General features: G+C 35.8%; 20 protein-coding genes. 13 read left to right on the plus strand and 7 right to left on the minus strand.

Annotated elements, in window-relative coordinates:
* Nucleotides 1-2: 2 nt before the first annotated feature.
* From LNQ34_RS03465 to LNQ34_RS03495, 7 genes are all read left to right on the plus strand, one after another.
* Nucleotides 3-965: an ion channel gene (locus LNQ34_RS03465; protein ID WP_202702933.1), complete on the plus strand. Its 963-nt coding sequence runs from the start codon at nt 3-5 to the stop codon at nt 963-965.
* Between the two features lie 72 nt (nt 966-1,037).
* Nucleotides 1,038-1,937 (plus strand): MerR family transcriptional regulator, encoded by a 900-nt coding sequence (locus LNQ34_RS03470; protein WP_202702932.1) that lies wholly within the window; start codon nt 1,038-1,040, stop codon nt 1,935-1,937.
* Between the two features lie 37 nt (nt 1,938-1,974).
* Nucleotides 1,975-3,441 carry a phytoene desaturase family protein gene (locus LNQ34_RS03475; protein ID WP_202702931.1) on the plus strand — a complete coding sequence of 489 codons (1,467 nt, stop codon included), beginning with the start codon at nt 1,975-1,977 and terminating at the stop codon, nt 3,439-3,441.
* A gap of 3 nt (nt 3,442-3,444) precedes the next feature.
* Entirely contained in the window at nt 3,445-4,284 is an 840-nt protein-coding gene (locus LNQ34_RS03480) for a phytoene/squalene synthase family protein (RefSeq protein ID WP_202702930.1), read from the plus strand.
* Between the two features lie 65 nt (nt 4,285-4,349).
* Nucleotides 4,350-4,790 (plus strand): sterol desaturase family protein, encoded by a 441-nt coding sequence (locus tag LNQ34_RS03485; protein ID WP_229998660.1) that lies wholly within the window; start codon nt 4,350-4,352, stop codon nt 4,788-4,790.
* A 645-nt stretch (nt 4,791-5,435) separates the two neighbouring features.
* A complete protein-coding gene (locus tag LNQ34_RS03490) occupies nt 5,436-5,900 on the plus strand; it encodes an SRPBCC family protein (RefSeq protein WP_202702928.1) in 465 nt (154 codons plus the stop codon).
* A gap of 51 nt (nt 5,901-5,951) precedes the next feature.
* The gene (locus LNQ34_RS03495) at nt 5,952-7,247 is read left to right on the plus strand and encodes a cryptochrome/photolyase family protein (RefSeq protein WP_229998661.1); all 1,296 of its coding nucleotides are present in this window, start codon (nt 5,952-5,954) and stop codon (nt 7,245-7,247) included.
* Between the two features lie 145 nt (nt 7,248-7,392).
* Here LNQ34_RS03495 and LNQ34_RS03500 read toward each other — a convergent pair whose 3' ends face one another.
* Both LNQ34_RS03500 and LNQ34_RS03505 read right to left on the minus strand, forming a co-directional pair.
* On the minus strand, nt 7,393-8,697 hold the full coding sequence (locus tag LNQ34_RS03500) for an ABC1 kinase family protein (RefSeq protein ID WP_229998662.1): 1,305 nt from the start codon (nt 8,695-8,697) through the stop codon (nt 7,393-7,395).
* Nucleotides 8,697-9,356 (minus strand): TetR family transcriptional regulator C-terminal domain-containing protein, encoded by a 660-nt coding sequence (locus tag LNQ34_RS03505; RefSeq protein ID WP_202702925.1) that lies wholly within the window; start codon nt 9,354-9,356, stop codon nt 8,697-8,699. The genes LNQ34_RS03500 and LNQ34_RS03505 overlap by 1 nt, the downstream gene beginning before the upstream one ends.
* 98 nt (nt 9,357-9,454) lie before the next feature.
* On the opposite strand from LNQ34_RS03505, the gene LNQ34_RS03510 reads away from it, so the two are divergent.
* Nucleotides 9,455-10,366: a TIGR01777 family oxidoreductase gene (locus LNQ34_RS03510; protein ID WP_229998663.1), complete on the plus strand. Its 912-nt coding sequence runs from the start codon at nt 9,455-9,457 to the stop codon at nt 10,364-10,366.
* Here LNQ34_RS03510 and LNQ34_RS03515 read toward each other — a convergent pair whose 3' ends face one another.
* The 5 genes from LNQ34_RS03515 to LNQ34_RS03535 form a co-directional block, all read right to left on the minus strand.
* The gene (locus LNQ34_RS03515; RefSeq protein ID WP_202702923.1) at nt 10,367-10,936 is read right to left on the minus strand and encodes a YceI family protein; all 570 of its coding nucleotides are present in this window, start codon (nt 10,934-10,936) and stop codon (nt 10,367-10,369) included.
* Nucleotides 10,937-11,205: 269 nt separating this feature from the next.
* Nucleotides 11,206-11,598, minus strand: a complete 393-nt coding sequence (locus LNQ34_RS03520) for a VOC family protein (RefSeq protein WP_229998664.1) — start codon at nt 11,596-11,598, stop codon at nt 11,206-11,208.
* Between the two features lie 81 nt (nt 11,599-11,679).
* Nucleotides 11,680-11,874: a hypothetical protein gene (locus LNQ34_RS03525; RefSeq protein ID WP_229998665.1), complete on the minus strand. Its 195-nt coding sequence runs from the start codon at nt 11,872-11,874 to the stop codon at nt 11,680-11,682.
* Between the two features lie 34 nt (nt 11,875-11,908).
* A complete protein-coding gene (locus LNQ34_RS03530) occupies nt 11,909-12,457 on the minus strand; it encodes an acyl-CoA thioesterase (protein WP_026110234.1) in 549 nt (182 codons plus the stop codon).
* 63 nt (nt 12,458-12,520) lie between these two features.
* Complete coding sequence (locus tag LNQ34_RS03535) at nt 12,521-13,894, minus strand: DNA recombination protein RmuC (RefSeq protein ID WP_202702921.1); 1,374 nt, start codon at nt 13,892-13,894, stop codon at nt 12,521-12,523.
* Nucleotides 13,895-14,075: 181 nt separating this feature from the next.
* Between LNQ34_RS03535 and LNQ34_RS03540 the strand changes: the two genes are divergently transcribed.
* From LNQ34_RS03540 to LNQ34_RS03560, 5 genes are read left to right on the plus strand one after another with little or no spacing between them, the layout of a single operon-like run.
* Nucleotides 14,076-14,951 (plus strand): protease complex subunit PrcB family protein, encoded by an 876-nt coding sequence (locus LNQ34_RS03540; RefSeq protein ID WP_229998666.1) that lies wholly within the window; start codon nt 14,076-14,078, stop codon nt 14,949-14,951.
* Between the two features lie 8 nt (nt 14,952-14,959).
* Nucleotides 14,960-15,358 (plus strand): hypothetical protein, encoded by a 399-nt coding sequence (locus LNQ34_RS03545; protein ID WP_229998667.1) that lies wholly within the window; start codon nt 14,960-14,962, stop codon nt 15,356-15,358.
* Nucleotides 15,359-15,408: 50 nt separating this feature from the next.
* Nucleotides 15,409-15,960, plus strand: coding sequence for an RNA polymerase sigma factor (locus LNQ34_RS03550; RefSeq protein ID WP_202702918.1), 552 nt, complete (start codon nt 15,409-15,411; stop codon nt 15,958-15,960).
* On the plus strand, nt 15,957-17,753 hold the full coding sequence (locus LNQ34_RS03555) for a hypothetical protein (RefSeq protein ID WP_229998668.1): 1,797 nt from the start codon (nt 15,957-15,959) through the stop codon (nt 17,751-17,753). The genes LNQ34_RS03550 and LNQ34_RS03555 overlap by 4 nt, the downstream gene beginning before the upstream one ends.
* A 51-nt stretch (nt 17,754-17,804) precedes the next feature.
* Complete coding sequence (locus LNQ34_RS03560) at nt 17,805-18,326, plus strand: MepB family protein (RefSeq protein ID WP_229998669.1); 522 nt, start codon at nt 17,805-17,807, stop codon at nt 18,324-18,326.
* Nucleotides 18,327-18,412: the final 86 nt, after the last annotated feature.

An 18,412-nucleotide genomic window follows, 5' to 3' on the forward strand; every position in this document is an offset into this window, starting at 1 on the left:
CAATGGCGCTTCTCAAGAAAATAAACCAGAAAGCTCAACCCGATATTAATTCCGGTTTCGGATCAAATGCAAACAGCTACGGAAGCCGTTTTGTAAACAAAAACGGAACACCTAATGTCGAAAAAAGAGGAATGCATATCCTTCGTCGCATTAGCTGGTACCACACCATGATCGATATGCCCAACTGGAAATTCATGCTTATCCTTTTTTCGTTTTATATCGGTATCAATTTTATTTTTGCACTTGCTTACTATGTTATCGGAATTGAAAATCTTAACGGAATTAAGCAATCAGAAGGTATACTGATTCAGTTCGGACAGGCGTACTTTTTTAGCGCTCAAACTTTTACCACTGTAGGATACGGACATATCAGCCCTACCGGATTTTTAACAAGTGCTCTTTCTGCTGCCGAAGCTTTGATTGGATTGCTGAGCTTTGCCATAGCAACCGGTCTTTTCTTTGGAAGATTTAGCAAACCAACCGCTTTTTTAAAGTTTGCCGATCATGCATTAATTTCACCTTACCAAGACAAGAGAGGACTCATGGTACGCCTTGTTCCTTTTAAAAACACCAATTTCACCGATGCTACTGCCAGAATGACTCTGGGATTAAGTTTAGAAGAAAATGGTCAAAAAACCAATAAATTCTATAACCTAGACCTTGAACTGGAACGCATAAACGCTCTTTCTTTAAGCTGGACACTGGTACATCCCATTACAGAAAGCAGTCCGTTGTATAATTTTACAGAAGAAGATTTTAAAAAAGTACATGGCGAAATACTGGTTTTTATTACCACTTTCGACGATATGTACAGCAATACTGTAGCTGCAAGAACTTCTTATACTTTTGATGAAGTAATTTACGGCGCCAAATTTGAAACGATGTATAACAGAAGTAAAGATGGTTCTAAAACGATCCTTCATTTAGACAAATTAAATCATTATCAATCTGTAAATCTCTCTTAACCTGTGGATTTCAACCAAGTTATAAAGGCAATTTGAGATTTTATTCTATTTTTGTTCACCAATTAGCGAAAAATGATAAACAATATAAAAACGGTTTTCAGCATAAAAGATCTTGAAAACTTATCCGGAATAAAAGCACATACCATTCGCATCTGGGAAAAAAGATACAATATCTTAGAGCCCATGCGTACCGATACCAATATCAGGCTTTATAATCTACAGAATCTTCAAAAGCTTTTAAACATCACATTATTACACGAATACGGCTATAAAATATCTAAAATAGCGACCTATCCCGAAGAAAAAATTCCACAATTAGTTCGCGAAATCATCTCCAAAAAAAACTCCCAAAATTACGCCATTACTTCCTTCAAGATGGCGATGATGAATTTTGATCAGGAAATCTTCTTCAATACTTTCGACTGGCTTATTTCTGAAAAATCATTTAGAGAAGTTTTCAAAGACAATTTTCTTCCTTTACTAAAAGAATTAGGTTTATTATGGCAATCCGAAACCATAACTCCCGCAAATGAGCATTTTATGAGTCATTTGATTAAGCAGAAAATATTAATTTATACAGAAAGCCTGCAAATTCTAAGACCCACGAAAACCGATCGAATTTTTGTACTTTCTCTTCCTTTGAATGAAATCCATAAAATAGGCTTACTTTATTTGCAGTACGAGATTTTACTAAAAGGATACAAAACCATTTATCTGGGCGAAAGCATGCCTATCGAAAACCTCCAGGATTTAACCAAACATTTCGAGAACATTACTTTTGTATCTTTCATGACTGTTCAACCAGATCGCAACGTAATCAACCAATATGTCAAATCGATGGGACAAAAGTTGCTTCAAAAGAACAACGAGATTTGGCTTATGGGAAACATGGTCGAACATATCGATCAGAAAATTTTATCGGAAAGAATACGCGTTTTTGATTCTATGGAAGAAACAATCAGCATGCTGTAATATTTTTGTTTAAAGTTTTTGTATATTTGTTAAACAAATGAAAAAAACTATAGCAATAATAGGTTCAGGCTTTTCTTCTCTAGCCGCTTCATGTTATCTCGCACAGCAAGGTAATACGGTAACTATCTATGAGAAAAATGAAACTATTGGAGGCAGAGCCAGACAATTTAAGAAAGAAGGCTTTACATTCGACATGGGACCAAGCTGGTATTGGATGCCGGATGTTTTCGAACGCTTTTTTCAGGATTTCAATAAAAACTCTTCCGACTATTACGAGCTCATCAAACTGAATCCGGCTTACAGAGTGTATTTTGGTTTAAATGATTTCATCAGCATTTATGACAATTTAGAAGAAATAAAAAACACTTTCGAACAGATTGAAACAGGAAGCGGTGAGAAACTTCAAAAATTCATCAATCACGCCAAAAGCAATTATGATATTGCCATCAAAGATTTAGTCTATCGTCCCGGAGTTTCGGCACTGGAATTAATCACAGTCCAAACAGCTTTCAAACTGAATCAGTTTATTAGTACGGTTAGCGCCGATATCCGAAAGCAGTTTAAGAATCCAAAACTCATCCAAATACTGGAGTTTCCCGTTTTGTTTTTAGGTGCAAAACCTACAAAAACCCCATCTTTTTATAATTTTATGAATTATGCCGATTTTGGCTTAGGAACCTGGCACCCAAAAACCGGAATGTACGATGTGGTACGCGGAATCGAAAAACTGGCATTGGAATTAGGCGTAACGATTACAACCAACTCTCCTATTGAAAAGATTATTGTTAAAGACAAAAAAGCCACAGGACTTTTAATTGACGGAAAAACCATAGAAGCGGATATTATTTTAAGCGGTGCTGACTATCAACATACCGAAACTTTACTGGATATCGAACATCGTGCTTATTCAGAAAAATATTGGGAAAGCCGTACTTTTGCCCCCTCCTCTCTTCTCTTTTTTGTGGGATTCAATAAAAAAATAGCCAACATCACACACCACTCTTTGTTTTTTGATGTTGATTTTAACCAACACGCAGCCGACATCTACGACGATCCGAAATGGCCCGAACAGCCCTTGTTTTATGCCAATTTCCCTTCTAAAACAGATTTAACTGCTGCTCCGGAAGGAATGGAAAGCGGTTTTTTCCTCATTCCGTTAGCCCCCGGAATACAAGACAATGAACAACTTCGTGAAGTCTATTTTGAAAAAATAATCTCCAGATTCGAACAATTAACCGATCAACAAATAAAAAATAGCATTATATTTAAGAGATCATTTTGTAAGAACGATTTTGTCGACGATTACAATGCCTATAAAGGCAATGCTTACGGAATGGCCAATACACTATTGCAAACCGCTTTTCTAAGGCCCAAACTAAAAAGTAAAAAAGTTCGTAATTTATATTTTACGGGACAGTTAACGGTTCCCGGCCCTGGTGTTCCACCTGCTTTAATTTCAGGAAAATTAGCAGCTGAGTTAATTCAAAAATCTTTTAGTTCTTAACAAATGAAATCACTATTCGACACTGTTTCTTTCAAATGCAGCAAACTGGTTACTCAGAGTTACAGTACCTCATTTTCATTGGCCGTTAAAATGTTGTCACCGGGTATTCGTGATGCTATTTACAGCATTTACGGGTTTGTACGTTTTGCTGACGAAATTGTCGATTCATTTCATGACTTTGAAAAAGAGAACCTCATCCATGATTTCGAGAAAGAATATTACAAAGCGATGCAAACAGGTATCAGCCTTAACCCTATTCTCAACTCTTTTCAGCATACCGTAAAGCAGTACAATATTACTGATGATCTGATTCAGGCCTTTTTAAAAAGCATGAAACTCGATCTTGTGAAGTCAAGTTACCCTACTCATACTGAATATGAAGATTACATTTATGGTTCGGCCGATGTAGTAGGCCTAATGTGTCTAAAGGTTTTTGTAAAAGGAAACGAACAAAAATACGAACAACTCAAAAATGAAGCCATGCGATTGGGATCGGCCTTTCAGAAGGTTAATTTTCTGAGAGATCTAAAAGAGGATAATTTGGTTTTGAACCGAAATTACTTTCCGGGAATTGATTTAAATTCCTTTGACGAAGAAGCTAAAACGAATATTATTGCCGAAATCGAAGAAGATTTCAGAATCGCTTTTCAGGGTATTGTAAAACTTCCTATCGACGCTAAATTTGGTGTTTATACTGCTTATATTTATTACCGAAAACTGCTTCAGAAGCTTAAAAACACCCCTTATTACGAAATTGGAAATTCGAGAATCAGAGTTTCTAATTATACCAAAGCCGGGCTTTTAGCACAGTCTTTTGTAACCTATAAATTAAAATTAGTCTAAGATCAATTCCCAATATAGAGAAACTTAACTTTTATAAGCTAAAACGTAAATTCAAGACATACAAAATGATTTCTTTTTTAATTTTTTTAGGTGTTTTTTTATTCATGGAATGTGTCACCTGGCTCACTCACAAGTACATCATGCATGGGCTGATGTGGTATTTTCATGCAGATCACCATCAACCCAAATACGAAAACACTTTTGAACGCAACGATATTTTCTTTGTCCTGTTTGCCATCCCCAGTATTATTCTTTTTTACTTTGGTGTTGAGGGTGGATTCAACTACTTATTTTTTATTGCCTGTGGAGTAACGCTTTATGGGGTGTGTTATTTTTTGATTCACGATGTTTTGATTCATCAGCGTTTTAAATGGTTTAAAAACACCAAAAACAAATACTTGATTGGCCTGCGAAAAGCACATAAAATACACCACAAGCATTTAGACAAAGAAGACGGAGAATGTTTCGGAATGTTGTTTGTTCCTTTTAAATATTATAAAATTTAACCCGCTAGGTGTCCGCAACAAAAAAATGCTTTAACACATAGAAACATAGATTTTAGTTGCATAAAGAGAACAAAAAAAAAATATATTTCTTTCACATAAGAGCTTGTGTGCATTTTAATGAAGCGAAATGCCTTTTTTATGGACACAGAAACTATGTTACTATGTGTTAAAATGAATTATACTCATGGTAATTAAATTTAAAAAAGAAACGAAGATCGTTGTTGTGGTTTAAAGCTGTGTAAAATGTATCGTTCCGCTGGAACTCATTCTCATGACGCTTTATTTTCAACGGATTAAAATCCGTTGTTACAAAATTTGTCGTTCCTTCGGAACTCTAGTGTCGTAGACGAGCCATTGGCCCGAATAATATTGTAGCGATGGATTTTAATCCATCATAGAAAAAGATATCATAATAAAAGAGCCATCGGCTCGAACCATATTGTAGCGACGGATTTTAATCCGTCGTAAAAAAGGCATCGCAATAAAAGAGCCGTAGGCTCGACACATATTGTTTTCGGGATTAATCTAACCCGTTAGTGTCATTAACAAAAAAAATGATAACACATAGATTTTAGAAATACAGCCCCCAGGTCAGCAGGTATTAAAATTAATCGCATCCAACGAGTTAAAATTAAAACTGATTTTATGAAAGTATACAAAATAGAGACCGTACAACATGTAAACGCTACTGTTGAAGAATGTTGGGATTTTTTTTCAAGTCCGAAAAATCTCCAAACGATAACACTGGATAATATGAGTTTCGAAATTCAGGATTTTGACAATAAGCGCATGTATCCCGGACAAATTATTACCTATACTTTAAAACCTCTTTTGGGCATTAAAATTAACTGGATGACGATCATCACGGTTTCAAAGGAGAACCACTATTTTGTCGACGAACAGCGATTTGGTCCTTACGCTTTATGGCATCACAAACACTTTTTCGAGCCCACAGCAACCGGAACCAAAATGATTGATGTGGTGCACTACGCTTTACCATTAGGGTATCTGGGCAGAATCATGAACAGTCTTATTGTAAAAAACAAACTCAAAACTATTTTTGATTATCGCTACAATAAAATCGAAGAACTATTCAATTCAAAAGCTTAAATCAGTATAAATCTCTTAGCTGAGATAAAAAATCTAGCAGAACATCATACCATGACAAAACAAAAAGTTTCCTTTTTCTGGTTCCGACGCGATTTGCGTTTAGAAGACAATACCGGACTATTTCATGCCCTGCAATCGGATTTTCCTGTAATTCCGTTGTTTATTTTTGATGATGAAATTCTGGAAAACCTTCCCAAAAATGATGCACGCGTTCAGTTTATTCTGGAGTCACTTCAAAAAATAAACGAACAACTAAAAGCAATTGATTCTTCCATTCTGATTAAAAAAGGAACTACAAGTAAGGTTTGGGAATCACTTACAACTGAATTTGACATTCAGCACGTTTTTTTCAATAAAGATTACGAGCCTTTTACCATCAAACGTGATGCTGCTATTGAGCAATTATTAGCACAACACCATATCACAGCGTCCTCATTCAAAGATCATGTGATTTTTGAAGAAAAGGAAATTACAAAAGCTGACGGACTTCCTTACACCGTTTATACACCCTACAAAAACAAGTGGCTGGAAAAATACCATCTTTCAGGGCAGGCTCCGGAATTTGACACCAAAATTGGTTATGAGAACTTCAGTAAAAATCAGTTTGCTTTTCCGGAATTAGCTGAAATTGGTTTTGAGAAAAGCGTTATAAAAGTACTTCCTCCGGATTTAAGTCAAATTTCTAATTATAAAGAAACACGCGATTTCCCGGCTGAGGACAGTACTTCCTACCTTTCACCGCATTTGCGTTTTGGAACGGTTAGTATTCGCAAACTGGTTAATTGGGCCAATCGAAAAAACCAAACCTTTTTAAGCGAACTGATTTGGAGAGAATTCTTCATCCAGATTTTATTTAGCTTCCCAAATGTTGTGAATCACAATTTCAAATCGGCTTACGACGGAATTCAATGGCGTAATAACGAAGAAGATTTTAAACGCTGGTGTTCCGGAACTACAGGTTACCCCATGGTCGATGCCGGAATGCGTCAGCTAAACGAAACGGGGTATATGCACAATCGGGTTCGCATGGTGGTGGCCAGCTTTTTATGCAAACATCTGCTCATCAACTGGCAATGGGGCGAGGCGTACTTTGCCGAAAAATTACTGGATTTCGAATTGGCTTCCAATGTAGGCAACTGGCAGTGGGCAGCCGGAACGGGCTGTGATGCTGCACCCTATTTCAGAGTTTTCAATCCCGAAATTCAACAAAAGAAGTTTGATGAGAAAGGAATCTACATTCGCAAATGGATTCCAGAATTTGATCTAGGCTATAACGAACCAATGGTGGATCATGCGTTTGCAAGAGATCGCGCCATTGAAACTTATAAAAAAGGGATTTTGAAATAGTTTTTTTGTTTCAAGTTGCAGGTTTTAAGTTTCAGGTTTCAGGTTTCAGGTTTCAAGTTTCAGGTTTCAAGTTTCAGGTTTCAAGTTTCAGGTTTCAGGTTCTATTGCAACGTGAAACCTGAAACCTGAAACAAAAAAACTCTATTTAATACTTCAAATAATTCTCTACAACAATCTTCGCTTTCAAATCAAACATCAGATTGTACAATCCGAAGAAAGTTCTGTTCATATAGATAAAATGCTTGGAACCTCTGTTTCCGTTCATTTTTTTAAGATTGGTATCGTTGGTAAAACGCTCTCCTAATTTGGCTATATTGTCAAAGAAAGTCTCGTCTGAAAAATCAAAGGTTTCTTTCTGAAATGGCTGGGTAAAAAGGGACAATAAATCATGAAACATTTCCGTAAAATAAGCAATCTCAGAAGCCGAATCATCGGGACGAAGGATTTCCAGTTCAAATAATTTCTCATTGAAAAGTGTCTCGTCAGTAATTACATTTTTATTGATCAATTCAAAGTAAGGCACATAAAAATCATCCGGAATTTGCTTCATACAGCCAAAATCCAGCGCAATTAACTGATTGTTTTCATTCACCAGAAAATTTCCCGGATGCGGATCAGCATGCACTTTTCTTAAAACATGAATTTGGTACATATAAAAATCCCAAAGCGCCTGCCCTAATTTATCTCCCACTTCCTGATCTGAATTTTTAGCGGTAAACTCCGAAAGATGCAGACCGCTCATCCAGTCCATGGTGATGATTTTCTCCGATGAAAACTCAGGATAATAATTCGGAAAAAGTATGTTTTCGATTTTACTGCAGGCCTGTACCACTTCCTGACTTTGTTGAAGTTCCAACAAATAATTGGTTTCTTCAATCAGTTTATCTTCAACTTCTTTGAAATATTTATCAGAATCTTTTCCCTGCAAATTGAACATTCTGATTGCAATAGGTTTTACCAGAGCCAAATCAGACGAGATACTGTTGGCAACTCCCGGATACTGAATTTTAACAGCTAGTTTTTTACCGTCTTTAACCGCCAAATGCACCTGACCAATGCTGGCTGCATTGACAGAATTGGCATTAAACTCATCAAAAATTTCATAGGGTGTTTTTCCGAAATTGGTTTTAAAGGTTTTCAGGACCAATGGTGCTGAAAGCGGCGGTACTGAAAATTGCGATAATGAAAATTTCTCTACATAAGCCTGAGGTAAAAAGTTCTTGTCCATGCTCAGCATCTGAGCCACTTTAAGCGCGCTTCCTTTCAAACTTTTGAGTCCGTCGTAAATATCTTCCGCATTGTTTTCATTCAGCTTGTCACGGGTCAAATCTGAGTTTACCATTTTCTCAGCATAATGCTTAATATAGTTCACTCCGATTTTTGCACCGGTTTGCACTAATTTACTGGCTCTTTCTATTTTTGAGGTAGGTATATAATCGATCGTTTTCATTACTTACTGTATATTTTTTCTTTAAACAGAAATTTTCCAAAATCAATTAAATGATTCATTGGGGCTACATTCATCAATTCGAAGGATGCATTGACTGATTTTTCAATAAAAATATCCGTTTTTTCAAATGCTGCCGAAGAATCCTCCATCCAGAATTTTATGGTCATCATTAATTGCAGCCAGGCCGATTCCTGAAGAGCTTTTTCCTGAAATTTTTGAAATTTTTCCTGTTCCAGTCTGTAGTCGTCAGTCAATATCTCTGAAACATACTCTTTAAACGCCTCGCGAAGTGAAGTCAGTTGTACTAAATTTTTAAGTGGATTTCTGTCTATTTTAAGAGATTGCAGGACATAACTTCTGTTGGCCGTTAAAATCTCAAAAAATGTATAATAGAAACTCAACATCTTGTTTTTCATATCATACTCCTGATAATCTGCATTTTTGTGCAGCAAATCAACTGTATTCGCGAAAAACAGTCTGAATATTTCTTTTTCTAAACCTTCTAATGTTCCAAAAAAAGCATAAAACTCCGCTTCCGTAAAACCATTTTCTTTTGCAAAATGATAAACTGATTTTGGTTTTTGTTCCTTTTCTAAAACTTCATCCATGTATTTTGAAACGATATCTTCTCTTGTGATAGCCTTATTTTTAGTTGCCATTTCATTAAAATTTAGAATTTGCCTTAAAGGTAAGGAATGTTTAAGTACCTTTACTTTGCCTTAAACAAAATGCACTGTTAAATATATTATAAACTATCATGGCAAAAAATGTTTTATTAACCGGAGGCACTGGATTTGTTGGAAAACAACTTACCGATCTACTCACTGACAGTGGTTTTACGGTATCGATTTTGAGCCGTAACGCACGAGAAAACACCTCATTAATCACCTATTATAAATGGAACTTAAAAACGAATTATATCAACGAAGAAGCAATTCTTCAGGCTGATTATATTATCCATTTAGCAGGTGAAGGAATTGTAGAGAAGAGATGGACTAAAAGACGTAAAAAAGTCATTGTAGAAAGTCGTGTACAACCCATCGATCTTATTTATTCGATCTTAAAGAAAAACAATAAAGTTCCGGATGCCTTTATCTCAGCTTCGGCGGTTGGAATTTACGGAGCAGTTACCAGTTCCGTTATCTGTAAGGAAGACCAGCCCCCTGCAACCGATTTTTTAGGGGTAACCTGTGTTGAATGGGAACAGGCCGTAGATAAAATTACTTCTTTAGGAATTCGGACTGCTAAAATCAGAACGGGGATTGTTTTGGGAAGAAATGAAGGTTTTCTAAAAAAACTGGGACCCAATTTCAAAGCCGGCTTCGGTGCCATTTTGGGCACGGGAAAACAATATCTTCCCTGGATTCATATTGATGATTTATGTCAGATTTATTTAAAAGCCCTTACCGATGAAATGATCAAAGGTCCGTACAATGCCTGTGTGACAGACAATACTACGAACCTTAGTTTTTCAAAAATGCTTGCCAGCTTATACGGCTATAAAATCTGGCTCCCAAAAGTACCCGCCTTTATTCTTAAAATTGTTTTAGGCGAAATGAGCGAGGCTGTCTTAAAAGGACAGAGGGTTTCCTCTGAAAAAATACAAAAGACAGGATTTGAATTTCAATTTACCGATTTAGAAAGCGCGCTGGTCAACTGCCTTAATTAGTCATTTTAGCGTTAGATATACCGGATCATCACTTTTGATTACTCCCGTTAATTCGGTATTTACCGTTTTAGCAATCTTAGCGGCTATTCTGTTTGGAATTTCGATATTATAATCAGAGATCAAAATTGGAAAATCGGAAACAATCTGGATTCCGTCACCCACTTTTTTAATGAGTGCATTTACCAGAATTTCTCTAGATTTTCCCTTCATCGAAAGTTTTCCTTTAATTTGATATTCCTTTTCGATTTCGTCTATGTTTTTTAGATCAAATTTTTGAATTTTTCCTTTAAAAACAGCTTTCGGATAACGACGGCTTTCCATATAATTTTCATTAAAATGTTCCTGCATCAGGTCTAGTTTAAAACGAAAATCTTTAATATAAACGGTACAGATAAGTGTACTCGTTTTGGGCTCAACAACAATTGTGACCTGTCTGTTTACCGCTTTTACATCTTCGAAAAAGGGCACTGATGCTTCAAAATTTATGGTTCCCGTACTGGTAAAAAATTTATCCTGAGCCATAACGGAATAAGCGATAAACAGTAAAATAAGTAATGTAATTTTTTTCATAATCGTTAATAATTAAACAATTATGTCATTCGATCTTTTTCTATTTTTAAGAAGAGAAATAACTGGACTTAAGATAAGTTTAAAAAATAGAATGGCAGTACTCCGTGAAAAAACAGTAACCCAATCATTTATACTTAAAGTTACGATTTTTTCAGCATTACGGTTGTCGATTTACTGCTAAATATTTGTGAATGTTTTACCTGACTAAAAATCAATTCTGATCCGGTTTACAGGCACTCCAATAATGACATCAGAAACTCCACGAAATCTTATTGCATTGGCGTACAGATTTCAATTAAAAATCCATCCGGGTCACGTACATAGGCCACTACCTGTCCCCATGGTTTCTGAGCAGGTTCTTTGACCAGTGTCGCTCCTGCACCAATTGCTTTCTGCACCAATTCCTCAACATCATCGGTTATAAACCCCAATTCGATGGCAAAAGGTTTCTGATCCGGTTTACTTTCGATAAAACCGTCTTTCAGATTTTGGGCTGCTAGTTCTTTTGAAGCAAACGAAAGGGTTGTTTCTCCTGTACTCAATTCGCCATAATCCGCCTCCGGAGTTACAAATTTCCTTGAAAATCCAAATGCATTTTCATAAAATGAAACCGATTTTTCTACTTCTTCAACGTATAAAATTGTATAGCCAAACTTTACCATTACTTTTTGATTGGATTCTAAAAATATATTAATTGGGTGTAAGGAACATAAAAACCTTTTAACACATAGAAACATAGTTTCCTAACCGAAAAAAGGCGTTTCACTTGTAATAAAACGCAGAAGACTTCGTTTCTCTCTTTCTTCTTCCTTCTTTCTTCTTTCTTCTTTCTTCTTTCTTCTTCCTTCTTCCTTCTTTCTTCTTTCTTCTTCCTTCTTTCTTCTTCCTTCTTTCTTCTTCCTTCTTCCTTCTTCCTTCTTCCTAAAAACCCACCTCACTATTTACCAAAAGAACTCACCTCCGAGTCCTCTCTTAGTGAATTTCTAAAAGCACGTTGTACTGATTTAAATTTGCCAGATCTTCGATAGAATTAACGTCTGTCATTCTTGCATGTTCTTCTACTTCTTTTTTAGATTCGATTTGTTTGATGCATTTTCTAAAGCGTCTCACCTCTTCTAAATTAGACAAAATAAGTCCGGGAACAGGCACGCTTTTCCCTTCATTATCTTTAGCTACCATGGTAAAATAAGAAGAATTACAATGTTTGATGGCTCCCGTTTGGATATTCTCAGCTTCCACACGAATTCCCACAATCATAGAGCTTCTTCCCACGTAATTTACCGATGCTTTCATGGTTACTAATTCTCCAACCTCAATAGGTTTTAAAAAGTTTACCGTATCCACAGAAGCGGTTACGCAATAGTTACCGCTAAATTTTGAGGCTGATGCAAAAGCAATCTGGTCTAACAGCTGTAAAATATATCCTCCGTGGATTTTCCCACTAAAGTTAGTATGCGAAGGCAGCATTAATTCTGATATGCTTATTTTCGATGAAGAAACGTGTTTGAAATCTGCAGTCATAATTTTTTATTTGTATTTGAATGGGAAAGTTTCTTTGCGAACAGCTTTGATGAAACTACATTTTTAATTTAAAGATTGATTTTCATCTGAATTAGAAGCTCTGGCAATAATATTTTCAGGAAGCGATTTTTTAGCCTTTGCTCCCATTTTCTTTAATTTTTCGACACTTGAAATCAGATTTCCTCTTCCGTCTACCAACTTGCTCATGGCATTTTCGTATTCCGTTTTTGTGTCTTTTATTTTATTTCCAATGCGCACCAAATCGGTAACAAATCCCTCAAATTTGTCGTACAATGCTCCTGCCTGTCTGGCAATTTCAAAGGCATTTTCCTGTTGTTTTTGATTGGTCCACATACTATCAATAGTTCTTAAAGTCGCCAGCAAGGTTGTAGGAGTTACAATAACGATGTTTCGGTCAAACGCTTTATTGTACAAGGTCGAATCTTCATTTAAAGCAATCGCAAACGCAGGTTCAATGGGGATAAACAATAAGACAAAATCCGGACTCTCGATTTGATACAAATCATGATAATTTTTACTTCCCAACTGCTCGACATGTCTTTTAATAGAGTTCACATGTTCTTTCAGGAAGTCCATTTTAAGAATTTCAGATTCTTCATTGATCCATTTTTCATAAGCAACCAGAGAAACTTTCGAATCGACGATCATCTTTTTACCATCTGGTAAATTGATTACAACATCGGGCAAAACTCTGTTTCCTTCAGCATTTGTAAAGCTTTGCTGTACTTCGTATTCTCTCCCCTTTTCTAAACCGGATTTTTCTAAAACACGTTCTAAAACCAATTCGCCCCAATTCCCCTGCATTTTACTGTCACCTTTCAACGCCTTGGTTAAATTCAGGGTTTCTTTACTCATTTGGGCATTCATTTCACTCAATCCTAAAATCTGCTGACGCAAAGCCGCATGATAATCAATACTTTCTTTGTGAGTTTGTTCTACCTTTTTTTCGAATCCCTGAATTTTATCCTGCAAAGGCAGCAGGATGCTTTTCATATTTTCGCTATTCTGCTCCGTAAACTTTGCCGATTTCTCTTCCAGAATTTTATTCGCCAAGTTTTCAAATTCTTTGGTAAATTTCTCCTGAAGTTCGCTTACTTCATTCTTTTGTTCTTTATGACGTTCCCACAAGTTTTCAAAATCGACTTCTTTTTTAGAAAGCTGAATCGCGAGACTGTCTTTCTCGGTTCGGATATTCTCTTTTTCAAAACTGCTCAGATGAAGCTGCTTTTCGAAATTTCTTCTTTCGTTTTCAAACTGCTCTTTCTGAATTTGCAATTGATTTGTGGTAGCACTCAACCTTTCTTCCAGGCTCACTTTTTCGGATTGAAATCGCGCAGCAAATAACGTCTTTCCTAAATATATCCCTAGAAATAACGCAGCTACAAAGGCTAACAAATACGGAAGAAATTCAAACATAATTACATTTTTATATAAAGTAAAAGTACACAATAATACGCAGTGCTTTATTCTAAATTAGAAATTTCACGAATCCCTAATCTCGAAAAATGAAATCATTATTTTTTAAAAAAATAAAAAATTTCACGCAACCATTTCCAAAAGAAGACATCTACTAATTATAAACTATTAAAATATTGTTATGAAAAAATTAATGCTAAGCTTGTTTATAGCTTTTGGATTCAGTGCCTGCTCCCTTAATAATGAAGATATGAATGTAGTTTGCGGAGAAAGTGAAGACTTAGCTTTTACAGGAATTCCACTTTTATGCAACTATAGTGTTAAATCTTTACCTACCAATCCTGTTGCATTTTTAGCTGCTTCCGAAGAAAGATTGAATGCTTACTTCTCTAAAAAAGAGAATACGTGTCCAAACGCTACCGTTACACCTATCGATTTTACAAAAGAAATGATTGTTGGTATTTTCTCAGGACTTAAACCTACAAGCGGTTTTAAAATTAAAATAACCAGCATTGTTCAAAACAAATGTCAGATTTTGGTCAATTACTACGAAAAAGAACCTGAAGTGGGTGAGACAGTTGCTCCTGGGGCAACGTATCCGTCAGATTTCATTTTGATACCAAAAACAACTAAAACAATACTATTCAATAAAGTAGCAGACAACCGTGACAATGTCGTAATAGGAAGTTTCAGCGGTCAATGTACAGGTGCCGATTGTCAAAAATTCTATCAGATCAATGATTTTAATATCCAAAAATTCTTAAACGTTAAAGCCGGTGCTTACGATTTCGATCAATATCGCTATACGGCGGCTACTAAAAAAGGAGATTACACGCTATTCTTAAAATCGGTACCTGCTGAGATTTTAGCTTTAAAAGGAAAAACGAAAACATATGGTTCTCCGGACGCTGCAGATCAGGGAGGGGTATATTTTGAATTACGTCAGGGCATAATGGTCACTAAAATTACGATCGACAACAAAGATACTGCCGATCAAAGTACCGAGATAAAGGCATTTAAAAAGGCTATTCAGGAAAAAATAACAAGTCTAAAATAATCTGATTTATGAAAAAATGTTTCTTATTTATCATTGTATGCGGTCTCTTTTCGTCGGCATATTCAGTGGAATCTACGGGTATGAATTCGGGTTCGATTGTAAACACCTGGATTTGGGAAAAATCGATTGGAGGGAGCAGTAACCCTTATACGGCAACTCCTAAAACAATCGGATTTAACAAAAAAGTCATTTTTACACCAAACGGAAGAGTAATCACATACAAAAACAATGTTGAAATAAGAAATAGCACCTATACAATTGAAAAAGGTATTGGTTACTTTGATCAGGCCGAACATGACTTAATCACTTTTGAAGGCAAGACTTATATCATAGAAAACCTTGACAATCAAAACCTAACCATTGTCAGCAATAATACCGATGCATCACGTACTATTTACAAAAGGTAGTTTTATAAGCTTATAAGAACTATTTTTGCAAAACCAAACAAACCACTTTTTTGAAAGACGATTTAGAAAAATACATACGACTGTGCATCAAAAATGACAGAGAAGGACAACTGAAAATCTATCAGTTGTTCTCTCCTGTTTTATATGGTATATGCCTGAAGTATATGAGAAATGAAGACGATGCCAAAGATGTATTTCAGGAGGCTTTTGTCATCGTTTTTCAGAAAATCGGCCAATATAAATTTGAAGGAAGTTTTGAAGGCTGGCTTAAACGTATTTTCATTAATAAGCTGATTGAAACTCTGAACAAGAAGAAAAAAGAGAGTTTCTTTTTGGACGTTTTTGATCCGGATACTGATTTTGTCGAGGAGGAGGAATTGGATATTGCTCCGGTCGAACAGGAGAAACTGCTGGAATACATTCGGGACCTACCGGATCAGTACCGCACCGTTTTCAACCTGTATGTTTTTGAAAAACTAAAGCATAAGGAAATTGCCGAACTTTTAAAAATCTCTGAAGGAACATCAAAATCAAATCTAAATCGGGCCAAAAGCATTTTGCAAAAAAAAATAATGAGCATAAAAAATTTTAAAATAGCATGAAAAAGCAAAATATAGAAGATCTTTTTTCATCAATGGAAAACTTTTCAAGTGTTCCTCCTCCTGAATTATGGAGCCAGATTGAAGAAAAATTGGACCAGCCAAAAAAGAAGAAGAAGAAAGCTATTCTTTGGTGGTCGGCTGCTGCATGCTTATTATTGGGCTTGATGCTTCCTTCTGTTTTACATTTTACTTCTACTTCGGCAATTCAAACGGTAAAAAATGGCGCGATAGAAAACAATAGTGTGGTTCTTGATGAGAAAAAAAACAATCCAAGCTCTAACCAAACAATTCAAAGTAAAGAAAACAATACTGTTGTAAGTACCACTCAGCAAGAATCAAATGATACCGTTAGTAATTCTTCTCTGAAGAACAGTACGAATTCGTCTGAGCTTTCTATAAAAAAACACAATCAAAAAACGGCAGTTGCTCATTCTGATGTAACGAATAAGGCTAATTCAGGGAATGCGAATCTGAACTCCACTCTTCAAAAGAGAAATGAAGATCATACTGCAACCCAAAAAGTAATTGTTTCTGCAAAAACAAATACAGCCCTTTCAAATCCATCAAATGCATTCAATTCTGCTTCAACAAATCAATTTTTAAATCCAGAGCGAAAGAGTTCCAATCAAAATGTAGCTGAGAAAGTATATACTATCAACAAAAACAATGGATTGGGTTCTTATTCAAAAAATTATCCTATTAGTGCTGATAAAAAAGCTGCTAATCAAATAGTAGCGGAACAAACTTTTAATGCAGGAAAGGGAAACCCTTTCCATCCAAATTCAAAAAATAAGGTGTCGGGTTCTGTTTTCGAAGAGCAATTGCCTGCTAAAAATAGCATTAGTACAGCTTTAAGTGTTGTGAACCCGCTGTCTGACAAACATCAAAAAACTGCTATTGAAAACGCATTCCCAGGCAGAGAATTAACAGGTAATTCAAAAAACAGTTCGAAATTCAGTACCGTTTTAAGCAAGCAGGATTCCATTCAGTTGGCAGAACTTCAAAACTTAGAAAAAGGCATTATTAATCCGGAGGAGAAAAACGAGAAAGAAAAGAAAACGACCATTTCTAAAGGAGAAAGATGGGCCGTTGAAGTTTTTGCCGGATTAGCCAACTCGGAGAATTATAAAAATGACAAAACGCTGGGCAATGTAAACGACTCTAAACAGGGAAGTACTTACGGTGTTAAAACAAAATATAAAATCAACAAAAAATGGGCCGTTGGTTCAGGTTTTAAGATCAACGAATTAGGACAAAGTGTTGCCGATGTTTCGTACATAAGCAATGGTCCGCCTAATGCTGGCATGACTTCTAATGACTATTTTAATCAAAATGCAACAGTAGTCGCAGCAGCTCCTCAAATTAGCACTAGTTCAGGTTACATTTTTGTTTCTAAAAACACTACAAATGCGTTAAAACAAAATAACATTGAAAGCAATTCTATTGAAAGTGGGAATCTGGATCAAAACTTAAGATACATCGAAATGCCTTTAGAGGTTTCGTATTCTGTTTTCAGTAAAAACAGGACCAACATCAATATCAATACCGGTGGTTTTGTGGGAAAACTGATTTCAAATAACATGGCCTTAAACGGAAATTCGATCGGTCAGAATGTCAATGCCAATGATTTCATCTACGGTTCTACATTAAGTAGTACTTTGCAATATCGCGTTTACAAGAAAACAAGTGTTTTTGTGGAGCCTGCTATGAATTATTACGTTAATCCGTTAAACAGCCAATCGTTTAATCAGTTTCAATGGGGATTAAATTTTGGATTGAATGTTACTTTTTAAAGTTCTTTTTGTGGTAGTTTTACCCAAAAATTACTTAGAAAAAACGATAAAATGATCCTCAAAAACAATTGGACTGATCCGGAGTCACTCCCTAAAGATCTTAGAATTGCCAAAGAAATACTTTACGATTGTTGCGATTTTGAACTCACTCAACCTCAACCGGAAGCTGAAAGCAATGAGTACGATGCTTACCGTTTTCGATTGAATCAGAAAAACATCTGTTACAGGAAAGCGAAAATCACGCCCACCAAAACAGGTCAGTTTGTAACTTTATGGAAACGCAATACGACGGGAATTATTGAGCCATTTGATTTCACAGACGCTATTGACTTTGTGATCGTCAGTGTTCGAAATAACGAACTCTTTGGACAATTTGTCTTTCCTAAATCTGTTTTATTAGAGAAAGGTATTTTTACCACTTCGACCAAAGAAGGTAAAAGAGCCACGAGAGTATATCCTCCCTGGGATGAAACAACAAGTAAACAAGCGCAGAAAACGCAACAATGGCAATTGAATTACTTTTACTCCATTACGCCCGAAACAAATCTGAAACCATTCAAAACCTTGTTCTAAATAAAAAAAGCAGCCCAAATTTTACCTTGGACTGCTTTTACTTTTTTACTGAAAGCTATTGTAAACTGTTCAAAAGAAACCACAAA

The organism is Flavobacterium lipolyticum (assembly GCF_020905335.1).
GTDB classification, from domain to species: Bacteria; Bacteroidota; Bacteroidia; order Flavobacteriales; family Flavobacteriaceae; genus Flavobacterium; species Flavobacterium lipolyticum.